The following is a 15,936-nucleotide window of genomic DNA, read 5'->3' as shown; positions in this document are numbered from 1 at the left end:
CATGACGCTGGAGCTGAAGGGCGTGACCAAATCGGTCGGCGCCGAGACCCATATCCATCCCACCGACCTGACGCTGGAAAAGGGCACGATGAACGTGCTGCTGGGCCCCACGCTGTCGGGCAAGACCTCGCTGATGCGGCTGATGGCGGGGCTGGATGTGCCGAACGCGGGCCGGGTGATCTGGAACGGCCAGGACGTCACCGGCATGCGGGTGCAGGACCGCAAGGTGGCGATGGTCTACCAGCAGTTCATCAACTACCCCTCGATGACCGTCTACGACAACATCGCCTCGCCGATGCGGCTGATGGGGCTGGACCGGGCGGCGATCGACGCGCGCGTGCGCGAAACCGCCGAGTTGATGAAGCTTACGCCCATGCTGAACCGCACGCCGCTGGAACTGTCGGGCGGGCAACAACAGCGCTGCGCGCTGGCCCGCGCGCTGGTCAAGGGGGCCGGGCTGGTGCTGCTGGACGAACCGCTGGCGAACCTCGATTACAAGCTGCGCGAGGAATTGCGCGTGGAAATCCCCCGCATCTTCGAGGCATCGGGCGCGATCTTCGTCTATGCCACCACCGAACCCGAAGAGGCGCTCTTGCTGGGCGGCAATACCGCGACCCTGTGGGAGGGGCGGGTGACGCAGTTCGGCCCCACCCCCCATGTCTATCGCCGGCCGGTGGATGCCACGACCGCGCGGGTGTTCTCCGACCCGCCGATGAATTTCCTGCCCATCGCCAAGACCGGCGCGCGGCTGATGTTCGGCGACGGACAGTCGGCGCCCGCGACCGGCAAGCTGGCCGAACTGGCCGACGGGCGCTACACCGCCGGGTTCCGCCCCAACCACTTGGAAATCATTCAGCACACGGCGGACGCGATGGAATTCACCGCCCGGCTGGTGGTGACCGAACTGACCGGGTCGGAAACCTTCGTCCATCTCGACCATCACGGCGAACGCTGGGTGGGGCTGGTCCACGGGGTGCACGACCTGGCCATCGGCGAGGATCTCAGGGTCCATCTCGACCCCGCCCATGTCTACATCTTCGGCGAGGACGGGCGGCTGGTCGCGCCCGCCGCCTATGCGCTGGCCGCCTGAGGGAGGGACGACATGGCCCGGATCACGCTCGACAAGCTTGCCCATTCCTACCTGCCCGCGCCCAAATCTGACGACGACTGGGCGCTGAAGGAAATGAACCACGTCTGGGAGGATGGCGCCGCCTATGCGCTGCTTGGTCCCTCGGGCTGTGGCAAGTCCACGCTCCTGAACATCATCTCGGGCCTGCTGGCGCCCAGCCAGGGGCGCATCCTGTTCGACGATGCCGACGTGACCCACGCGCCCACGACCGAACGCAACATCGCGCAGGTGTTCCAGTTCCCCGTGGTCTACGACACCATGACCGTGCGCGATAACCTGGCCTTCCCGCTCAGGAACCGGGGCCGCGACCCCGCCTATATCGCCGAACGCGTGCAGGCCATCGCCCGGATGATCGGGATGGAGGATCAACTTGACCGCAAGGCGCGCGGCCTGACGGCGGATGCCAAGCAGAAGATCAGCCTTGGGCGCGGCATGGTGCGGCGCGACGTCAACGCGATCCTGTTCGACGAGCCGCTGACGGTGATCGACCCGCACATGAAATGGGAATTGCGCACCCAGCTGAAATCGCTGCACCGCGATTTCGGCCACACGATGATCTACGTCACCCACGACCAGACCGAGGCGCTGACCTTCGCCGACAAGGTGGTGGTCATGTATGACGGCCGCGTGGTGCAGATCGGCACCCCGGAAGAGTTGTTCGAGACGCCCGCGCATACCTTCGTGGGCTATTTCATCGGCTCGCCGGGCATGAACGTGCTGCCCGCGCAGGTGGACGGCACCCGCGCCTATATCGAGGGCGCCGAGGTGCCGCTGGCCCATGGCTACGGCGCGCTGTCGGGCAAGGTGGAAATCGGCGTCCGGCCCGAATTCGCGCGGCTGACGGCGGGCGACGGCCTGCCCGTGAAAATCCGCCGCATCGAGGATGTGGGCCGGCACAAGATCGTGCGGGCCGAGTTCTTTTCCCACGAAATCAACATCATCGCCCGCGAAGAGGATCATATCGGCGCCGACCGGACCCGCGTGATCTTCGACCCGGCGCGGGTGAACGTCTATGCCGATGACTGGCTGGTGCAGGGAGAGGCCGCCTGATGGACAAGACCACCAATCACAAGGCCTGGTTCCTGGTGCTGCCGGTGCTGGCGCTGGTGGCCTTCTCGGCGGTGATCCCGCTGATGACGGTCGTCAACTACTCGGTGCAGGACACGTTCGGCAACAACCAGTTCTTCTGGGCGGGCCTCGAATGGTTCCGCGAGATGCTGGAATCCGAGCGCATGTGGAACGCGCTGGGCCGGCAGCTGGTCTTTTCGGCGACGATCCTGGCGATCGAGGTGCCGCTGGGCATCTTCGTGGCGCTGAACATGCCCAAGAGGGGTATCTGGGCCAGCGTGTGCCTTGTGCTGATGTCCTTGCCGCTGCTGATCCCGTGGAACGTGGTCGGCACGATCTGGCAGATCTTCGGCCGGGTCGATATCGGCCTTCTGGGCTATACGCTCGACAAGCTGGGGATCGACTACAATTACACGCAGGATGCCGTCGATGCCTGGATCACCGTCATCGTGATGGATGTCTGGCACTGGACCTCGCTGGTGGCCCTCCTTGCCTATGCCGGGCTGCAATCCATTCCCGATGCCTATTACCAGGCCGCCAAGATCGACCAGGCCAGCCGCTGGAAGGTGTTTCGTTACATCGAACTGCCCAAGATGGCGGGCGTGTTGATGATCGCGGTGCTGCTGCGCTTCATGGACAGCTTCATGATCTATACCGAACCCTTCGTCGTCACCGGGGGCGGCCCGGGCAACGCCACCACCTTCCTGTCGATCGACCTGGTCAAGATGGCGCTGGGGCAGTTCGACCTTGGCCCCGCGGCGGCGTTCTCGATCATGTATTTCCTGGTGATCCTGCTGATTTCATGGGTGTTCTACACCGTGATGACCAATCTCGACAAAAAGGGGGGCTAGGGGATGGCCGACGCGACGATGACCGAACCCCGCCGCGCCGCCTTGCCGCGCGTGAACACCCGCGCGGTGGTGATGGGGTTGTATCTCTTGTTCCTGCTGTTGCCGATCTACTGGCTGGTGAACATGAGCCTGAAGACCAACGCGGAAATCCTGGGCGGGTTCTCCCTGTGGCCGCGCGACCTGACGCTGGCCAATTACGCGACCATCCTGACCGATGCCAGCTGGTACATGGGCTATGTCAACTCGCTGATCTACGTGGTGTTGAACACGGTGATCTCGGTGACGGTGGCGCTGCCCGCGGCCTATGCCTTCTCGCGCTACCGCTTCATGGGCGACAAGCACCTGTTCTTCTGGCTCTTGACCAACCGGATGGCCCCGCCCGCGGTCTTCGCCCTGCCGTTCTTCCAGCTTTATTCGTCGGTCGGTCTGTTCGACACCCATATCGCGGTGGCGCTGGCGCATTGCCTGTTCAACGTGCCGCTGGCGGTCTGGATTCTGGAAGGGTTCATGCGCGGCGTGCCCAAGGAAATCGACGAGACCGCCTATATCGACGGCTATTCCTTCCCGCGCTTCTTCGTGAAGATCTTCATGCCCCTGATCGCGTCGGGGATCGGCGTCGCCGCCTTCTTCTGCTTCATGTTCAGTTGGGTGGAACTGCTGCTGAGCCGCACGCTGACCAGCGTCGACGCCAAGCCCATCGCCGCCACCATGACCCGCACGGTATCGGCCTCCGGCCTCGACTGGGGCGTTCTGGCGGCGGCGGGGGTGCTGACCATCGTGCCGGGTGCGTTGGTGATCTACTTCGTCCGCAACTACATCGCCAAGGGCTTCGCCCTGGGGAGGGTGTGATGAAACTGGGGACCAAGGGCAGCGCCCGACCCTGGGTGGGCGCAATCAACCTGCTGGCGGGGCGAGGCATCGTCGCGCTGAATGCCGGCGGTTCCGTGCTTAACGGCAAGAATGCGCCCTCCCGGGGGGAGGGTCGGGCGCTGCCCGGCGTGCCGCCGGGCGCAGAGGCTCGAACGTTGCGATTTTCCAAGGGGAGGGTCTGACCGATGGACTGGATGGCATGGACCTGGCCCACCGCGGTCTTCTTCATGGTGATCGCCGGGCTTCTGATCACCTTCACCGTGCTCGCGATCCGCTATCCCGAAACGCCCCGCGTGGGCATCCTGCGGATCGAGACGACGCGCGGCGACCGGCTGTTCATCACGCTTCTTGGCTCGGCCTTCATCAACCTCGCCTGGCTGGGGCTGGTGGGCGAGAACCAGCCCTGGGCGCTTATCGTCTGCCTGGCCTGGGCCGCGGCGGTGTTCCGCTGGGTCTAGGCCCGTCACCCGCCCCCGGGGCACGAGGAGCCCCGGGCTGCGTCTACCCCCATCCTCGGAAAAACGGTTCACCAAAGGGAGGAAACCTAAAATGAACCTCAGACTGAAATCCACCACGGCCATCGCGGCAAGCCTCGCGATCCTGTCCGGCCCCAGCTGGGCGGGCATGGAGGAAGCGATGGAATTCCTCGACACCGAGATCGCCGGCCTGTCCGTCCTCTCGCGCGAGGAGCAGGAGGCCGAGATGCAGTGGTTCGTCGACGCCGCCCAGCCCTTCGCCGGCATGGAAATCAACGTGGTGTCGGAAACCATCACCACCCATGAATACGAATCCCAGGTGCTGGCGCCTGCGTTCAGCGCGATCACCGGCATCAAGGTCACCCACGACCTGATCGGCGAGGGCGACGTGGTCGAGAAACTGCAAACCCAGATGCAGTCGGGCCAGAACGTCTATGACGCCTACGTGAACGACTCCGACCTGATCGGCACCCATTGGCGGTACCAGCAGGCCCGCAACCTGACCGACTGGATGGCGGGCGAGGGCGCGGACGTCACCAGCCCGACGCTCGATCTCGACGATTTCATCGGGCTCAGCTTCACCACCGGGCCGGATGGCAAGCTGTACCAGCTGCCCGACCAGCAATTCGCCAACCTCTACTGGTTCCGCTACGACTGGTTCACCGATCCCAAGACGATGGAGGATTTCAAGGCCGCCTATGGCTATGACCTCGGCGTGCCGGTCAACTGGTCGGCCTACGAGGATATCGCCGAATTCTTCACCGGCCGCGACATGTCCTACCTGGGTGTCGAGGGCGAGGTCTATGGCAACATGGACTACGGCAAGAAGGACCCCAGCCTTGGCTGGCGCTATACCGATGCGTGGATGTCGATGGCCGGCATGGGCGACGTGGGCGAACCCAACGGGCTGCCGGTCGACGAATGGGGCATCCGGGTGAACGAGAACTCGCAGCCCGTTGGATCGTGCGTGGCGCGCGGCGGCGCGACCAACAGCCCGGCCGCCGTCTATGCGGTCACCAAGGCCATCGAATGGCTGGAGAAATACTCGCCCCCCACCGCCGCCGGCATGACCTTTGGCGAGGCGGGGCCCGTGCCCGCCCAGGGCCAGATCGCCCAGCAGATGTTCTGGTACACCGCCTTTACCGCCGACATGGTGGGTGACGGCGCGGGGGCGGTTCTGAACGAGGACGGCACGCCCAAATGGCGCATGGCCCCCAGCCCGCATGGCGTCTACTGGCAAGAGGGCATGAAGATCGGCTACCAGGACGCAGGATCGTGGACACTGATGGAATCCACCCCCGTCGACCGTGCCAAGGCCGCGTGGCTGTACGCCCAGTTCGTCACGTCCAAGACCGTGGACCTCAAGAAATCGGATGTCGGCCTGACCTTCATCCGCGAATCCACGATCAATTCCGACCACTTCACCGAACGCGCCGACAAGCTGGGCGGCCTGGTGGAATTCTACCGCTCGCCCGCCCGCGTGCAGTGGTCGCCCACGGGCACCAACGTGCCGGACTATCCGAAACTCGCCCAGCTGTGGTGGCAGAACATCGGTGACGCGATGTCGGGCGCCAAGACCCCGCAAGAGGCGCTGGACGCGCTTTGCGCCGACCAGGAACGCGTGCTGGAACGGCTGGAACGCGCGGGCGTGCAGGGCGACCTGGGGCCGAAGCTGAACGAGGAGCAGGACCCCGGCTACTGGCTCGCCCAGCCCGGCGCGCCCAAGGCCGCGCTGGAAAACGAGGACGAAGAGCCGATCACCGTCTCCTATGACGAGCTGATCAAGTCCTGGCAGAACTGAGGCCCGTGCGGCCGGGGTGGTCAGCCCCGGCCGTTTCGGCCAAGACTGCAAGGGCCGCGGCGGCCCGCCTCGCCGCGGCCCGGTTCCTTGACGCAAGACGAGTGGCCCCATGACCCATATCCTCGCCATCGACCAGGGCACGACCTCCAGCCGCGCGATCCTGTTCGGCCCCGACCTGAACGTCGTCTCCGTCGCGCAAGAGGAATTTCCCCAGCATTACCCGGCCAGCGGCTGGGTCGAACACGACCCCTCGGACCTGTGGTCCACCACTGCCGCGACCGCCCGCGCGGCGATCGAAAAGGCCGGGCTGCACGCCACGGACATCGCCGCCATCGGCATCACCAACCAGCGCGAAACCACGCTGGTCTGGGACCGCGCCACCGGCAAGCCCATCCACAACGCCATCGTCTGGCAGGACCGGCGCACCGCCGAAACCTGCCGCGCCCTGCGCGAGGCCGGGCACGAGGCGAGCGTGACGGAAAAGACCGGCCTGTTGCTCGACCCGTATTTCTCGGGGACCAAGCTGAAATGGATCCTCGACACCGTCGAGGGCGCCCGCGCGCGCGCCGCCCGCGGCGAACTGGCCTTCGGCACGGTCGATACCTGGCTGGTCTGGAACCTGACGGGCGGCCGCGTGCATGTCACCGACGCCACCAACGCCGCGCGCACGATGCTCTATGATATCCGGAAGGGCCGCTGGTCGCGCACCATGTGCGACATGCTGGACATCCCCATGGCACTGCTGCCCGAGGTGCGCGATTGCGCCGCCGATTTCGGCATGACCCGGGCCGACCTGTTCGGGCGGGAAATCCCGATCCTGGGCATCGCCGGCGACCAGCAGGCCGCGACCATCGGCCAGGCCTGTTTCCGCCCCGGCATGATGAAATCCACCTATGGCACGGGCTGTTTCGCGCTGCTCAATACCGGCACCGACCCCGTGGCGTCGCGGAACCGGCTGTTGACCACCATCGCTTACCAGATGGACGGCCAGCCCACCTATGCGCTGGAAGGGTCGATCTTCATCGCGGGCGCGGTGGTGCAATGGCTGCGCGACGGGCTGAAACTGATCCGCACCGCGTCCGAAACCCAGCCGCTGGCCGAACAGGCCGACCCGGGGCAGAACGTGGTCCTCGTGCCCGCCTTCACCGGGCTGGGCGCGCCCTATTGGAACGCCGACTGCCGGGGCGCGGTGTTCGGGCTGACGCGCAATTCCGGCTCCCAGGAATTCGCCCGCGCCGCGCTGGAAAGCGTCGGCTACCAGACCCGCGACCTTTTGGAGGCGATGACCGCCGACTGGTCCGGCGGCGGCGATACCGCGCTGCGCGTCGATGGCGGGATGAGCGCGTCCGACTGGGCGATGCAGTTCCTGGCCGATATCCTGGGCGCCCAGGTCGACCGGCCCCGCGTGCTGGAAACCACCGCGATGGGCGCGGCCTGGCTCGCCGGTCAGCGGGCCGGGCTTTATCCGGGCATGCAGGAATTCGCCCGCACCTGGGCGCTTGAGAAAAGCTTTGCCCCCGCGATGGCCATGGACGACCGCGAGGCGCGCTATGCCCGCTGGAAACGCGCCGTTGCCGCCGCCCAGGCGTTCTGAGCCGTGACCTTCGAACTGATAACCCCGGGCCGCATCGTCTTTGGCCGCGGTGCCGCCGCCGGGGCGGCCGCGCGGATCGCCGCCATGGGCCGGCGTATCCTGCTGGTGCGGGGCGGATCGGTGGGGTTCGCCGATGCGCTGGCCGCCGACCTGCGCGCGCAGGGGGCCGAGGTTCTGGGGCTGCGCGGGCAGGGGGAACCCACGCTCGACGCGCTCCAATCCGCCCTGGCCGAGGCGCGCGCCTTCGCCCCCGACGCGGTCGCGGCGATCGGCGGCGGCTCGGTGATCGACCTGGGCAAGGCGCTGGCCGCGCTGGTGCCCTCGGACCGCCCGCCGCTCGACCATCTCGAAGTGGTGGGCCAGGGCCTGCCGCTGCCCGGGCCCCCCCTGCCCATGGCGGCCCTGCCGACCACCGCGGGCACCGGCGCCGAGGCCACCAAGAACGCGGTGATCGGCGTGCCCGCCCATGGCCGCAAGGTGTCGCTGCGCGACGACCGGATGATCCCGGCGCTGGCCCTTGTCGACCCGGGCCTGACCGATGGCTGCCCCTGGGCGGTGACGCTGGCCTCGGCCCTCGACGCGGTCACCCAGGTGATCGAGCCTTACCTGTCGGCCCGCGCCAACCCGCTGACCGACGCGCTGTGCCGCGACGCGATCCCGCGCGGGCTGGCCGCGCTGGTCCGGCTGGCCGAGGCCGAGGATGCGGCCGCCCGCGATGCGCTGGCGCTTGTCAGCCTGACGGGCGGCATCGCGCTGGCCAATGCGGGGCTGGGGGCGGTGCACGGGCTGGCGGGCGTGATCGGCGGGCGCCACGGCGCGCCCCATGGCGCGATCTGCGGCCGCCTTCTGGTGCCGGTCCTGCGTGAGAACCGCGCCGCGCTGGCCGCCGAGGGGCGCCCCGTCGACCGTTTCGACGAGGTCGCGGCCTGGATCGCGGCGGCGCTGGGCTGCGCCCCGGCCGCGGCACTCGACCGTTTCGCCGCCTGGATCGACACCGCGGGCCTGCCCCGCCTGTCCGATATGGCCCAGGGCGTGCCCGATCCCGCCGCGCTCGCGCGCGAGGCCGGCCTGTCGTCGTCGATGAAAGCCAACCCCGTGACGCTCGCGCCCGAAGCGCTGGCCCGGATCGTCGCCGCGGGCTGACCCCCGTCCGCCCCGAACCCGATCCTGTCGCGGACCGCTCGCGGCGACGGTTTTTCCCCTTGTTTTCACCTGCCCGCCCAAATACACACGTCGGCGGAGACGTGGCCGAGTGGTCGAAGGCGCTCCCCTGCTAAAGTCTAGCGCCCTCCATTAAAACCCCTTTTCTTTCAAGCCTCTGACGCGCCCTCGCGGCGCGCGTGCACGCATTTTGCACACCCTCGCGCCGGGCGCACCGTGCGCACCGCGTCGCGCACCTTAAGGCGCGCGCCGTCTCCTCTCCCCGTGCAATCCACACGAGGAGAAAAGACAGTGAAACTCCCCCTTATCGTCCGCCGCCGCACCGGCCGCGAAAACGACCCCTTTCTCGGGCTCCAGATCGGCGACCGGGCCGGGTGCTCGATCTCCGGCTTCTCCGGGATCGTGACAGCCCGCGTCGAGTATATCGACGGCTGCAATCAAGTCCTCCTGCAACCCTCGTGCGACGAGTCCGGCAACTACCGCGAGGCGCGGTGGTTCGACGTCGAGCGGGTGCAGTTGCAAGAGCCCGGCGCCGTCTCCTTCCGGGGCACGAAAACCGGCGGCGAGCTCCCCCTTCCCTCGCGCCCGGAGGCCCCGAAATGAGCCCCGCCGCGCCCCTTCCCGTCCTCCGCCGCTTCGCGCGCCGGCTTCCCCGCTTCATCGTCCATTGCCAGGTCCCGGGCTTCGGTCGGATCGCGCACTCGATCGTGGCGCTCGACTTCGCCGAGGCCGAGGCCCGCGCCCGGCGCGCCTATTCCCGGAAAACGATCCACGTCCTCGAAGTCCGCCGCATGACGGGCGCGCCCGCGCTCAAGGTGGTGACGTCATGAGTGCCCCGGATCGCTCCGCCCCCGTCGCCGAGATCGCCGCGATGATCGAGGCCGCGATCGAGAGCTCGGTCGAGGACGCCCTCGCCGAGAGCGCCCGGGCGCAGGCCGAGGCGCTCCGCGCCCTCGAAAACGATCACGAGAGGAACGTCGATCGGGCGACCGAGGCGGCCTTCGAACGCGGCCGTCGCGATATGCTCGACGAGATCGCCCGGGCCGACGCCGCGACCTTCCGCGCGCTCGATCCTCTCGTCGGCTCGCGCCCGGAGCGGCTTCGGATCGACGTCTCGGCGCATGGCGATCGCGGCTGCGGCGCCGTTTTCGTCCCGCACCCGGCCGAGGCGGAGCTCTTCGCCGAGATTGCCGAGGAGCTCTATCGCGCCCGCGCCAAGTTCCCCGGCGAGAATGTCACCTTTGCCGCGCTCGTCGAGGAGGTCGGCGAGCTTGCAACGTCTCTCTTCTCGGAGGATCGCGCCCGGGTCCGCGCCGAGGCGGTCCAGGTCGCCGTGATGGCGCTCCGCGTGGTGCTCGACGGCGATCACACCTTCGACGCATGGCGCGCGGGGCGCGATCTCGACCCCCTCGTCGAGAGCTCCTCTCCCGGGCCCGGTCCCCTCATGACCGCCGAGAGCCTCTTCGCCGTCGCGGAGGAGGTGGGGGACGCCGCGGCGCCCGCGCGGCCGGGGTGGGTTTCGATCGAGCGCCTCGTCGATGCCGCTCGGGCCCTTTACTCCGGGAGGGGAGAGGCATGAGCGGCGCCCTCGATTTCGGCGAGCTCCTCGCGGCGCTCCGCCTCTTTGCGGGGGCGACGGTTTCGGCCGCCAACCCGCACGATCTGCGGCGCTTCGTGGCCGCCGAGGACTCCCGGGCTCTGGCCGCCTTCCGCGCCGTTGCGCCCGTGCCGTCGGACCCTGCCCGGATGGAGGGTCCGACGATCTACGGCCGCGAGATCGTGCGCGACGCGCGGCTCCCGGCCGGCGTCGCCGTGCTCCAGGTCCCGGGCGCCCGCGCCCGCGCCGTGGCATATGCGCCGGAGGCCGCCCCGGCGGCCGCGGCGCTCGACCGCGCCGCCGAGCTCGGCCGTCACGTCGAGCTCGCGACCGCCTTCCGGCCGGGGAGGGAAAGCCGATGATCCCGCCGGAGCATCCCGCCGCCGATCGCCGAGCGGCGCTCCTCGATCGGGTTCGCGCCCGGGTCGAGATCGACCCGCAAACGGGGTGCTGGATATGGCAGGGCCCGACCTCCGGGACGGGCCCGCGCGAGGGATATCCCCGGATGAGTCTCGACGGCCGGACGGTTTCGGTTCACCGGGTCATGGCCGCGCACGCCTTCGGCTATCTGCACCCGGGCCGCAAGGTGGATCACACATGCCGGACCCGGCTTTGCGTCAACCCGGCGCATCTGGAGCCGGTGACGCACCTCGAAAACTGCCGCCGCCGCGACCGGGCCCGGGCGATCGAGGCCGGCGCCGCGGCCGGCGAGCTCTGAGGTCATGGCGTGGTGCTACGTCCCCGGAATGGCCTCTCCCTCTGCGCCGGCGGCGGAGGCTTGGATTTGGGCCTCGGTCTCGCCGAGCCCGGATTCGCGACCCGGTGCTTCGTCGAGATCGAGCCCGCCGCCCGCGACGTCCTCGTCGCCGGGATGCGCGCCGGATATCTCGACGAGGCGCCGATCTGGGACGATCTCGAAACCTTCGACGCGCGACCCTTCCGCGGCGCCTTCGATACCGTCCTCGCCGGCTATCCCTGCCAGCCCTTTTCAACGTCGGGCAAGCGACAAGGGCCGAACGACGAGCGCCACCTCTGGCCCCATGTCGCCCGCGTTATCGGCGAGCTCGATCCCGCCTTCGTCCTCCTCGAAAACGTCGAGGGGCACGTCTCGCTCGGGCTGGAGCTCGTGCTCCGAGAGCTTCGAGGCATGGGCTACGAGGTCGCGGCGGGTCTATTCAGCGCGGAAGAGGTCGGCGCGTCGCACGAGCGGGCCCGCGTGTTCGTCGTGGCCTACAGCGAGAGTCGCGCGCGGGAGCTATACGCGCGACAAGGGCCGGAAGGGCAAGGAGCGGGCGACGCTGGAGGGCTTGGCCTCGACGTTCCCGGCTCGGCGTCTCTGGCCGACTCCTGCGGCGCGGGACGCGAAGGGGGAGAACTCGGCCGAGCATGTCGCTCGGCCAGGTCGCGGGCACATGGATCAACTTCCGAACGCCGCGACACATGGCTTTTCCCCCCGGCCCGGCCGCGCTCGATCTCTGGCGCGAGCTTCTCGCCCGCGATCCCTTCCTTGCGCCCGCTCTTGCGCTGGATGATCTCCGCCCATGGGCGCAAGGTGGCCCGCCGGCTCTGGCGGATGCGGGCGCGGCCGCGGCTGAATCCGCTCTTCGTCGAGCGGCTCATGGGCTGGCCGCCCGGGCACGCGCTTTGCGATTGCTCGGCAACGGAGTTTGCCCTCTGGCGGCGGCGTATGCGTGGCGCTCTCTCGGCGCTGCCCTTGGCCTCCGGCCCGTTCCTCTGGATTCCGCCGATCGAGGCTGACCGGCCGGCCGAGCAACTCGACCTTTTCGGCGCGCCTTGATCGCCGCCCCGGCCCGTGGCACTCCGGGCCCGGGCTTCAACCGAAAGGGGAAATCATGATCCGACGTCTCGCTCTCCTCCCGCTCCTCCTCGCCGGCTGCGCGCCGCCGGGGTCGGTCGATCGGCTTTCGCTCGAATACCAGGTCGGCGAGGAGCTCATGATCGCGTGCACCGAGCGCGGCGAGCGGTGCGCGGAATGGCTGGAGTTCAAGCGGGGATGGGAGGAGGGCGTCTCCTACATGACGACATTCGAGAAGAGCCTCGCACAGCACAAGGCGCGCGTGGCGGCCGGCGGCGCGGTCTAAGCGCGTTGGCGCAACGCAAAGAAGGGCAATTGGATCTTTTTCAAACCCGTCTAACGTCGCTTGCGGTGTCGCTTCAGACCATCTCGCGCGACCTCTTCAACGTTGAGGTGATAATCTAAAGCTTCCCAGCCCTCGCCTGCGGCGTGGCGGTGGAGCATGTTGACCATTGCCCTTACCGCCTCTTCTTCGGGCCGGGCATCTAGAGCGGCCGCGTTATCAGCCACATACTGGCGACACAGGTTTGCAATTTCTTCTGCCATCACTCGTCTCCTTTGCCTAGGCTGTCAGTATCATTCGGCTTCTGCTCTGCCGGCTGCCGCAGCTTAGCGCTGAACCGCGCTTCGTCGTTGTCCTTTTGTAGCTGACGAGCGGCTTCTTTGAAGCGGTGGAGTTGGGGTTTCTCCGCGTTCCTGATTCGCCCCGTGCACCTTGCATTGTGCGAAATTCAAGTGGTATAATCGTCGCGTCTTATGCGCGCGTATGTGTAAAACATTGATAACGCAGCAAAAAAATTGCGTCAAAGAATTTGCATCGCATTGCGTTGACTCTCGGGCCGTTGCGCGCCAAGCTATATATTGCGAGGGTGATCTCGTGAGCTACAAGAGCAAGTAGGTCCCGTGGCGGAATTGGCAGACGCAGCGGTCTTTAAAACCGCGACCTTCCCAGGGTGTGCGGGTTCGAACCCCGCCGGGACCACCACTTAAGGAGAAACATATGGGAAAGAGCAATGCGATGAAGGCCTTGGAGGACAGGCTCTCGCGCATTCGGTCTGAGATGGAAAAGCTCCGCATCCAAGAAGAGCTCGTGTTGGACATGATGCGCGAAGAGCGTGGGGAGCCCGCACCCAAGAAGAGGGCCAAGCGGGCCAACGTGAAACGAACGGTGCTTGACCTTCTTACTGCCGTTGGAGCGGGAGGCCTTAACGCAGCCATAGCGGTTGATATGGCCGCAAAAGATGGCGTCGAACTTGAACGTGGGTCAGTCTCTTCGCTTCTTAGCCGTCTCAAGAATGAAGGCACAGTCACATACGACGGAGAGGTCTATCGCCTCAAGGAACACAGCAACAGGGGTGGCGAAGTCCACCCTCTTAGACTCCCGGGGGCTACCATGAGGTAAGTTCTCAGAGGAGCCGACCCTAACGCTTCGACTTTGGAGGGAAGAGCGTTAGGGCCGGATCACGTCCATAGAAGGAGAACCAACTATGGCGACTACGAGTGACGGAAAGACCGTCATCTTTCGGCCCTACATCACGACCAAGGATGGTCGAAGGATTTGGGCCAAGTGGTATGGCAAGAAGGCCTTCGCTATCGAAGTTGGGCCAGAGACCAACACCACCATCTGAGCTGAGGAGGGGCGGGAACGCCCCTTCTCTTTTTGAGGGCAGACACTAGCGACCGAAGCCACTACCTTCCCAGGGCTTTAGTCCACCACTCACGAATCATTATATTTGCGCTTGACTTGCGGTCCACCTGAGATTGCCGCAGATGACTCATTGCTACGCTTGCTAGTCTAAGAGGCGTAGGTCAGGCTCTTCCCTACAATCGATTGCAGGGCGATTGAAAAGCGATTGTGACGCTCTCAGCTTCATCCACACCGTTAGCGAAATGGAAGTCTAGCGGCCTCTTGCTATAATCGTCTCGACGAGCCGCGGCGCCCGGAAATCGGCCCGCGTGAAATCCCATCCCCTCGCGAGCAATCGGTCCGCGAGGTCCTCGGGCGCGAGCTTGCGGTAGCGGTTCGCCATGGCGGGCGTTTTCCAGCCCCCGAGGTCCATCAAGGCGCCGAAATCGCGCGTCGCGGCGTGATACCAGGTCGCCCAGGTATGGCGCAGGACGTGGGGCGTCACCTCGCGGGGATCGAGGTCCGCCGCCGCGACGACCTTCGCGAAGGCGGCGGCGATCTGGCCGCCGCCATTCTCGCGCAGGACGTAGGGCTCCCCCTTCGGCGTCCGGCAGACCGGCCCCTCCTCGGGGAGCGGCTCGGCGCGGAGGAGGTCGAGCGCCCGGCGGGGAAGCCGGATCATGCGGGGCTCGCCGTTCTTCGTCTCCGGAATCCAGACTTCGCCCGTCGCCTCGCGGATATCCGCCCGGGCGACGCGGAGCGCCTCGCCGGAGCGGAGCCCGCCGCCCAGCATGAGCGCGACCGGGCGGAGGGTGTGGGGCTGGAGCTCGCGCACGGCCGCGAGGAGCGCCTCGGCCTCCTCCGGCGTGATCCAGCGCACCCGGGCGCGGTCCTTCGCGCGCTTGCGGAAGCGTCGCGGCGGACAGAGATCGTCCTCGGCCGCCATGTTGACGACGGCCGAGACGGGGGTCACGAGTTGCCGGTCGATCGTGGCGGGGGCGCAATCCGGATAGAGCGCCTCGGCGGCCTCGCGGACCCAAGCGTTATTGACGTCGCGGAGGAGCGTATCGGGCCCGGCATAGCGGAGAATCCGATCGAGGAAGCGCGGGCTCCCGCCGGCCTCTACATAGGCGAGCGCGGCCTCGGCGAAGGTGATCGTCGCCTCGCGGCCGAGGCACTCCCGCTCCAGAATCTCGCGCTCTAGGCGGACCCTCTTCGCCTCGGCGAGGCGGCGCTCACTCGTTCCAGAGCTTTCATAAACGCTTTTTCCCGCGAGCTTGCCGCGGATGATCCAGTTTCCGCCCGGCTTCCGCCGGAAGAGCTTGAGGGCCATTTCTCTTCCCCTTCAACGAAGGCCCGGGCGAGGTCGCTCGGGCGAAACTTGATCCGCTTCCGGCCGCGGGTGCGGATCGTCGGGAGCGATCCCTCGGCCCGGAGCCGGTAGAGCCCGAAGCGGCTTGTCTCGATCCCGCGCTCGGCCAGCCACGCGACGGCCTCCTCGACGGTCAAGAGCTGCTCGTCGAGGAGGCCGGTCGGATCGGGGATCGCCGCGATCATCGGCGGAGCACCCAAAGCAGCGTGGCCGAAGTTGGGAGCCCGAAGGGCCAGCCCCAGAGCGTGACGGCGATCGGCTGGAGCGACCCGGGTGCCTCTCCCGTTGCGGCATGGCGCAGCGCCGCGCCGATCGAGAAGGCGACGAAGGCGGCCGTCGCCGCGGCGCAATGGCGCACCAGGTCGCCCAGGCCGCGCGGTGCGGCGGGCGCATGGCCGGGATTAAAACCCCCTGTCTTTCTGTTGTTTGTTCCATCTTTGTTCATGTCTGGCACCTCCTGCAAGGTGCCAATATCACAATAACTTGTGACAATCAAATAATAAGGTGAGTTGCGTTGGTGTGCGTTTCTTGCCAGTTATCCGGGCCATCCGGTGCGAGCGATCCGCGCGCGCGG

The 15,936-nt window shown here is 67.1% G+C and carries 20 protein-coding genes; 17 read left to right on the top strand and 3 right to left on the bottom strand.

Annotated elements, in window-relative coordinates; all coding sequences use genetic code 11:
- Position 1 precedes the first annotated feature (1 nt).
- From EV662_RS00295 to EV662_RS00220, 16 genes are all read left to right on the top strand, one after another.
- Positions 2-1,090, top strand: a complete 1,089-nt coding sequence (locus tag EV662_RS00295) for an ABC transporter ATP-binding protein (protein ID WP_132460140.1) — start codon at positions 2-4, stop codon at positions 1,088-1,090.
- A 12-nt stretch (positions 1,091-1,102) separates the two neighbouring features.
- Positions 1,103-2,179 (top strand): ABC transporter ATP-binding protein, encoded by a 1,077-nt coding sequence (locus EV662_RS00290; RefSeq protein WP_132460139.1) that lies wholly within the window; start codon positions 1,103-1,105, stop codon positions 2,177-2,179.
- Entirely contained in the window at positions 2,179-3,048 is an 870-nt protein-coding gene (locus tag EV662_RS00285; RefSeq protein ID WP_132460138.1) for a carbohydrate ABC transporter permease, read from the top strand. Before EV662_RS00290 ends, EV662_RS00285 begins: the two co-directional genes overlap by 1 nt.
- Positions 3,049-3,051: 3 nt before the next feature.
- The gene (locus EV662_RS00280; RefSeq protein ID WP_132460137.1) at positions 3,052-3,897 is read left to right on the top strand and encodes a carbohydrate ABC transporter permease; all 846 of its coding nucleotides are present in this window, start codon (positions 3,052-3,054) and stop codon (positions 3,895-3,897) included.
- Positions 3,897-4,100: a hypothetical protein gene (locus tag EV662_RS00275; RefSeq protein ID WP_132460136.1), complete on the top strand. Its 204-nt coding sequence runs from the start codon at positions 3,897-3,899 to the stop codon at positions 4,098-4,100. Before EV662_RS00280 ends, EV662_RS00275 begins: the two co-directional genes overlap by 1 nt.
- A gap of 3 nt (positions 4,101-4,103) precedes the next feature.
- Positions 4,104-4,376 carry a DUF2160 domain-containing protein gene (locus EV662_RS00270; RefSeq protein WP_132460135.1) on the top strand — a complete coding sequence of 91 codons (273 nt, stop codon included), beginning with the start codon at positions 4,104-4,106 and terminating at the stop codon, positions 4,374-4,376.
- A gap of 91 nt (positions 4,377-4,467) precedes the next feature.
- Positions 4,468-6,195, top strand: a complete 1,728-nt coding sequence (locus tag EV662_RS00265; RefSeq protein ID WP_132460134.1) for an ABC transporter substrate-binding protein — start codon at positions 4,468-4,470, stop codon at positions 6,193-6,195.
- Positions 6,196-6,304: 109 nt separating this feature from the next.
- A complete protein-coding gene (glpK, locus tag EV662_RS00260) occupies positions 6,305-7,789 on the top strand; it encodes a glycerol kinase GlpK (RefSeq protein WP_132460133.1) in 1,485 nt (494 codons plus the stop codon).
- A 3-nt stretch (positions 7,790-7,792) separates the two neighbouring features.
- A complete protein-coding gene (locus EV662_RS00255) occupies positions 7,793-8,932 on the top strand; it encodes an iron-containing alcohol dehydrogenase (RefSeq protein WP_132460132.1) in 1,140 nt (379 codons plus the stop codon).
- Positions 8,933-9,241: 309 nt separating this feature from the next.
- Positions 9,242-9,553 carry a hypothetical protein gene (locus EV662_RS00250; RefSeq protein ID WP_132460131.1) on the top strand — a complete coding sequence of 104 codons (312 nt, stop codon included), beginning with the start codon at positions 9,242-9,244 and terminating at the stop codon, positions 9,551-9,553.
- On the top strand, positions 9,550-9,780 hold the full coding sequence (locus tag EV662_RS00245) for a hypothetical protein (protein ID WP_132460130.1): 231 nt from the start codon (positions 9,550-9,552) through the stop codon (positions 9,778-9,780). The genes EV662_RS00250 and EV662_RS00245 overlap by 4 nt, the downstream gene beginning before the upstream one ends.
- On the top strand, positions 9,777-10,529 hold the full coding sequence (locus tag EV662_RS00240; RefSeq protein WP_132460129.1) for a hypothetical protein: 753 nt from the start codon (positions 9,777-9,779) through the stop codon (positions 10,527-10,529). The genes EV662_RS00245 and EV662_RS00240 overlap by 4 nt, the downstream gene beginning before the upstream one ends.
- On the top strand, positions 10,526-10,909 hold the full coding sequence (locus EV662_RS00235; protein ID WP_132460128.1) for a hypothetical protein: 384 nt from the start codon (positions 10,526-10,528) through the stop codon (positions 10,907-10,909). The genes EV662_RS00240 and EV662_RS00235 overlap by 4 nt, the downstream gene beginning before the upstream one ends.
- Positions 10,906-11,265: an HNH endonuclease gene (locus tag EV662_RS00230; protein ID WP_132460127.1), complete on the top strand. Its 360-nt coding sequence runs from the start codon at positions 10,906-10,908 to the stop codon at positions 11,263-11,265. Before EV662_RS00235 ends, EV662_RS00230 begins: the two co-directional genes overlap by 4 nt.
- Positions 11,266-11,325: 60 nt before the next feature.
- Positions 11,326-12,345 (top strand): DNA cytosine methyltransferase, encoded by a 1,020-nt coding sequence (locus EV662_RS19790; protein WP_243695719.1) that lies wholly within the window; start codon positions 11,326-11,328, stop codon positions 12,343-12,345.
- A gap of 55 nt (positions 12,346-12,400) precedes the next feature.
- A complete protein-coding gene (locus EV662_RS00220; protein ID WP_132460126.1) occupies positions 12,401-12,649 on the top strand; it encodes a hypothetical protein in 249 nt (82 codons plus the stop codon).
- 50 nt (positions 12,650-12,699) lie between these two features.
- Here the strand turns inward: EV662_RS00220 and EV662_RS00215 are convergent, their stop codons facing one another.
- On the bottom strand, positions 12,700-12,909 hold the full coding sequence (locus EV662_RS00215) for a hypothetical protein (protein WP_132460125.1): 210 nt from the start codon (positions 12,907-12,909) through the stop codon (positions 12,700-12,702).
- A 454-nt stretch (positions 12,910-13,363) separates the two neighbouring features.
- Between EV662_RS00215 and EV662_RS00210 the strand changes: the two genes are divergently transcribed.
- On the top strand, positions 13,364-13,765 hold the full coding sequence (locus EV662_RS00210) for a hypothetical protein (protein WP_132460124.1): 402 nt from the start codon (positions 13,364-13,366) through the stop codon (positions 13,763-13,765).
- 496 nt (positions 13,766-14,261) lie between these two features.
- Here EV662_RS00210 and EV662_RS00205 read toward each other — a convergent pair whose 3' ends face one another.
- Together EV662_RS00205 and EV662_RS00200 are read right to left on the bottom strand one after the other, a co-directional pair.
- On the bottom strand, positions 14,262-15,323 hold the full coding sequence (locus EV662_RS00205; RefSeq protein ID WP_132460123.1) for a tyrosine-type recombinase/integrase: 1,062 nt from the start codon (positions 15,321-15,323) through the stop codon (positions 14,262-14,264).
- 220 nt (positions 15,324-15,543) lie between these two features.
- The gene (locus EV662_RS00200; protein ID WP_132460122.1) at positions 15,544-15,807 is read right to left on the bottom strand and encodes a hypothetical protein; all 264 of its coding nucleotides are present in this window, start codon (positions 15,805-15,807) and stop codon (positions 15,544-15,546) included.
- Positions 15,808-15,936: the final 129 nt, after the last annotated feature.

The organism is Rhodovulum marinum, assembly GCF_004343075.1.
Classification (GTDB): domain Bacteria; phylum Pseudomonadota; class Alphaproteobacteria; order Rhodobacterales; family Rhodobacteraceae; genus Rhodovulum; species Rhodovulum marinum.
This window is presented reverse-complemented; position numbering and strand designations above follow the sequence as displayed.

Bases quoted from the DNA above. Each gene is read 5' to 3' on its own strand.
- EV662_RS00295 (WP_132460140.1), top strand. From the start codon at position 2: ATGACGCTGGAGCTGAAGGGCGTGACCAAATCGGTCGGCGCCGAGACC.
- EV662_RS00290 (WP_132460139.1), top strand. From the start codon at position 1,103: ATGGCCCGGATCACGCTCGACAAGCTTGCCCATTCCTACCTGCCCGCG.
- EV662_RS00285 (WP_132460138.1), top strand. From the start codon at position 2,179: ATGGACAAGACCACCAATCACAAGGCCTGGTTCCTGGTGCTGCCGGTG.
- EV662_RS00280 (WP_132460137.1), top strand. From the start codon at position 3,052: ATGGCCGACGCGACGATGACCGAACCCCGCCGCGCCGCCTTGCCGCGC.
- EV662_RS00275 (WP_132460136.1), top strand. From the start codon at position 3,897: ATGAAACTGGGGACCAAGGGCAGCGCCCGACCCTGGGTGGGCGCAATC.
- EV662_RS00270 (WP_132460135.1), top strand. From the start codon at position 4,104: ATGGACTGGATGGCATGGACCTGGCCCACCGCGGTCTTCTTCATGGTG.
- EV662_RS00265 (WP_132460134.1), top strand. From the start codon at position 4,468: ATGAACCTCAGACTGAAATCCACCACGGCCATCGCGGCAAGCCTCGCG.
- glpK (WP_132460133.1), top strand. From the start codon at position 6,305: ATGACCCATATCCTCGCCATCGACCAGGGCACGACCTCCAGCCGCGCG.
- EV662_RS00245 (WP_132460130.1), top strand. From the start codon at position 9,550: ATGAGCCCCGCCGCGCCCCTTCCCGTCCTCCGCCGCTTCGCGCGCCGG.
- EV662_RS00240 (WP_132460129.1), top strand. From the start codon at position 9,777: ATGAGTGCCCCGGATCGCTCCGCCCCCGTCGCCGAGATCGCCGCGATG.
- EV662_RS00235 (WP_132460128.1), top strand. From the start codon at position 10,526: ATGAGCGGCGCCCTCGATTTCGGCGAGCTCCTCGCGGCGCTCCGCCTC.
- EV662_RS00230 (WP_132460127.1), top strand. From the start codon at position 10,906: ATGATCCCGCCGGAGCATCCCGCCGCCGATCGCCGAGCGGCGCTCCTC.
- EV662_RS00220 (WP_132460126.1), top strand. From the start codon at position 12,401: ATGATCCGACGTCTCGCTCTCCTCCCGCTCCTCCTCGCCGGCTGCGCG.
- EV662_RS00215 (WP_132460125.1), bottom strand. From the start codon at position 12,909: ATGGCAGAAGAAATTGCAAACCTGTGTCGCCAGTATGTGGCTGATAAC.
- EV662_RS00210 (WP_132460124.1), top strand. From the start codon at position 13,364: ATGGGAAAGAGCAATGCGATGAAGGCCTTGGAGGACAGGCTCTCGCGC.
- EV662_RS00205 (WP_132460123.1), bottom strand. From the start codon at position 15,323: ATGGCCCTCAAGCTCTTCCGGCGGAAGCCGGGCGGAAACTGGATCATC.
- EV662_RS00200 (WP_132460122.1), bottom strand. From the start codon at position 15,807: ATGAACAAAGATGGAACAAACAACAGAAAGACAGGGGGTTTTAATCCC.